Origin of the sequence: Mesorhizobium sp. (genome assembly GCF_017306585.1) — a bacterium.
Taxonomy (GTDB): Bacteria; Pseudomonadota; Alphaproteobacteria; order Rhizobiales; family Rhizobiaceae; genus Mesorhizobium.
Genome location: NZ_JAFKIC010000347.1, coordinates 1 through 3251 on the forward strand (window position 1 = coordinate 1; position 3251 = coordinate 3251).

2 protein-coding genes and 1 pseudogene are annotated in these 3251 nt (G+C 66.5%); all 3 read right to left on the minus strand.

Translation table 11 applies throughout. The features are described from left to right. A pseudogene (locus J0I79_RS34510) lies at positions 1-278 on the minus strand (hypothetical protein); the annotation flags it as partial. Positions 279-535: 257 nt separating this feature from the next. Then, entirely contained in the window at positions 536-1579 is a 1044-nt protein-coding gene (locus J0I79_RS34515; RefSeq protein WP_292870499.1) for a toprim domain-containing protein, read from the minus strand. Between the two features lie 12 nt (positions 1580-1591). After that, the coding region (locus J0I79_RS34520; RefSeq protein ID WP_292870502.1) for a strawberry notch C-terminal domain-containing protein at positions 1592-3251 on the minus strand (1660 nt) is incomplete at its 5' end.

Below are 3251 nucleotides of genomic sequence, written 5' to 3' on the forward strand. Positions count from 1 at the left end.
GCGACGCGCTCGGCGGCACGGTGGAAGACGTTTGCGAAGGACCACAGCAGGTCATCGAGATCGGGTTCGAGCCTGGTGTCGCCAAGCATGCCGGCGAAGGTCTCGACGATCCCGGCAAGCCCGGCCCGGATCACCTCGTCGTCGGGAAGTGGCCGAGCATCAGGTTCGTCCTGATGCGGACGATGGCCGTACATCTGCAATTCGAGGATGACGCGATCGGTCGGCGAGGAGGCGTGGTAGGGCTCAAAGGCATTGTCGAAAGGAAGCTCGTAGGTCATGGCGTGTCTCCGTCGGTTTTGGCCGCGCCCTTCGCGGCCTGACAGCGCTCCCCGGCCGCGCCCCGGGCGCGGCCGCACCGAAGGCCGGAGCGCGAGCGGAGGACGGCGCAGCCGTTGCGGCCGTGAACGGGGGGTGGCAGGGGTCGCCTCTCGGGCAGGCCGCGGGCGCGGCCTCTCCGTTGGATCGCCGTCATGCCTAAAAGTCTTCCGGTGTCGCCACCCCCGCCCGCCTGCCGGCAGATGTCTGCCGGGGCCGCTCATCCGGACGGCAGGAGGCAACGGGCATCCTCCGGGACGAGTTGACCGCTGAGCCATGCCGCGAGATGGGCGGGCCCGAGATGACGCAGATCGTCGTTGAAATCGCCGAGCTGCGGCCGCAACACCAGGGCGAGGATCCCGGCTTTGCCGGCTCGCTGGCTGAGACGCTCGATGCCGTGCCGGCCGGCGGCATCGGCATCGGCCGCGATATAGAGGCGACGGCAGCCAGGCGGGAAGATAAGGTCGGCGAGGTGATTGGCCGAAGTGGCGGCGGCCACCGGCAGCGCCGGCATCACCGACCGCAGCGAGGCCATCGTCTCAAAACCTTCGCCGGCGGCTATGACCGAGACCGACGTGTCGGGCTCCAGGCCGAGCCAGATGCCGTTGCCCAGGAGATGACCAAGCGATCGTCGCGGATCGGCAATCTGCGCCTTGCCGTTGCCGTCCGGAGCGAGCCATGTTCTTTGCAGGCCGGTGATGCGTCCGTCAAGGCCGGTGACGGCGGCGATCAAGGCGGGAAGGGTCTGCGTCTCGCCGGTGACTAGATCGCGGTAGTAGCAGCCGGGGTGGAAGCGCAGGGCGCGCTCACCCGCGGTCAAGATGATACCGCGGCCGGCAAGATAGCGTTCGGCCAGCGTTCCGGCGATCGGCTGCGACATGCCGAACAGGCGACGCGCCGCTTCGGGCGAGCCGCGTGCTGCGGCAGGCTGGCGCTGTGCGCCATGGCTTTGCGCCTGCGGCCGTGGCATGGCGAGGAAGCGCCGCGCTTCATCGGCGACATCACGGAACTCGATGAGGCCACAGCTCTCTCGAATGACATCGAGCAGATCGCCAAATTCGGTGGTCGCCTCGTCCACCCATTTACCAGCGGCGCCTTTGGCATTGGCTTTCAGCCGCACATGCATGGAGCGGCCATGCGTGTTGCGGACATCACCGACGATCCAGTGGTTGCCAGAGCGATGGCCGTTGGAGAGATATTCGCGGCACACCGCCTCGGCGTGGTCGCCAAGACGGCGCGCCAGCTCGGACGCCGAGCCGGTCATGATCGCCTCCGTTCACGCTGCGGCCATACGGTCGGTGACCCCGACCAGCGTGTGGCGATCGAGAAGTGAGGCGAGAATGGCGCAACCTTGCCCGCCCGTTGGGATGAACAGTCGCAGCTTCCAGGAGATGATCTCGGAGATCAGGCCGAGGGCCTTGAGGCGCGGAATCATGGCGTCGCTGAAACCGATCAGTTCGACGCGATAGTCATTCATGACGCGGCTGCGTCGCAGGACCAAGCCTTCGGCAAGCTGCAACCCGATCCGTCCATCCACCAGGCCGGTCCATGCCTCGTCCGGCGCGAGGGTCGGCACATGGTCGACGCCGAGATTGCGCAACATGGTCGCGACAAGGGTCGGCGCGATGTGGCGACCGATGATGCGTTCGCCGGCATCGGTCTGGATGCGGTAGACTTGGCAGTCATGGTCCGGCAGCCGCCGCCAGATCGGCAACAGGAGGCCGGTGACGATGTGGAAGGTGCTGGTGGTGAACTCCGGGACCGCGGCCACTTCCGATTGCCAGAGTTCACAGAACAGTTTTCGGTCGGCCGGCTGCCAATGGGTTTCGGCAAGGGCGTCGAGACCGAAACGCAGTTCGTCGGTCGGCCGCAAGAGGCGCACGCGGTGCTCGATCGCGCCGTCGTCGAGCATCAGGCTTGCTGTCGGCAACTGGATTGCCGCGCGGTTCGACCGCGTGTTGACCAGCAGGACCGATTGCGGTTCGGCGCGGGCGATGGCCAGCGCATCGACCAGACCGAGCGGCCGGATGCGATCCTTGCGGGCAACGGTGAGCACATGCGACTGCGCGCCCGAGACCGGATGGGTGTAAACGGTGCGGCGATCGGTGACGACAATGCTTTCCGCCGTGATCGTCTCCAGGCCCTTGTCGTAGTTTCCGGCGGCGATGGCGCCTTCGATCTTCGCCGTCATCAGCTGCTCGAAGACCTCGAACAGCAGATTCTGGGTTTCGATGCGCAGCGCCAGCAGCCGATTGAGCCAAGTCGTGATCGGTGGCAGTTCGTCACGCAGCCCGCCCTCGTCAGTCGTTAGCGACAGGCCGGTCACCGTCTCGAAGGTCGTGAGCGAGCAGCCTTCGATCCTGCCTTGATGCAGCAGCATGTAGAATTGGCGAAGTGCGGCCCGCGCGTAGGGGCTTTCGAGATTGTCCTCGGCACGGAACAACCCAGCCCCGCCGGTCTGGCGCTGGCCGCGCGTGATCGCGCCGAGCGTGTCGAGCCGTCTGGCGATCGTCGACAGGAAGCGCTTGCCAGCTTTCACGTTCGCGGCCATGGGCCGGAACAGCGGCGCCCGCGCCTGATTGGTGCGATGGGTTCGTCCGAGACCCTGGATGGCATTGTCGGCGCGCCAGCCGGCTTCAAGCAGATAGTGCTTGCGCAGCCGCTGGTTCCTGACCCCAAGATCGGCGTGATAAGACCTGCCGGTGCCGCCGGCGTCACTGAAAATCAGGACACCCTTGTCGTCATCCATGAAGGCCAGGGTTTCGGCGAGATTCGCCGAACCTGGACGGCTCTCGACGGCAAGCCGGTCGATGCCGTCGCGGCCGGTCTTCTTCACGATGCGGCGCGACCGGCCGGTCACCTCGGCGACAGTGTCGGTGCCAAAGTGGTGGATGATCTGGTCGAGCGCGCTGCCGACCGGCGGCAGCGATGCGAGT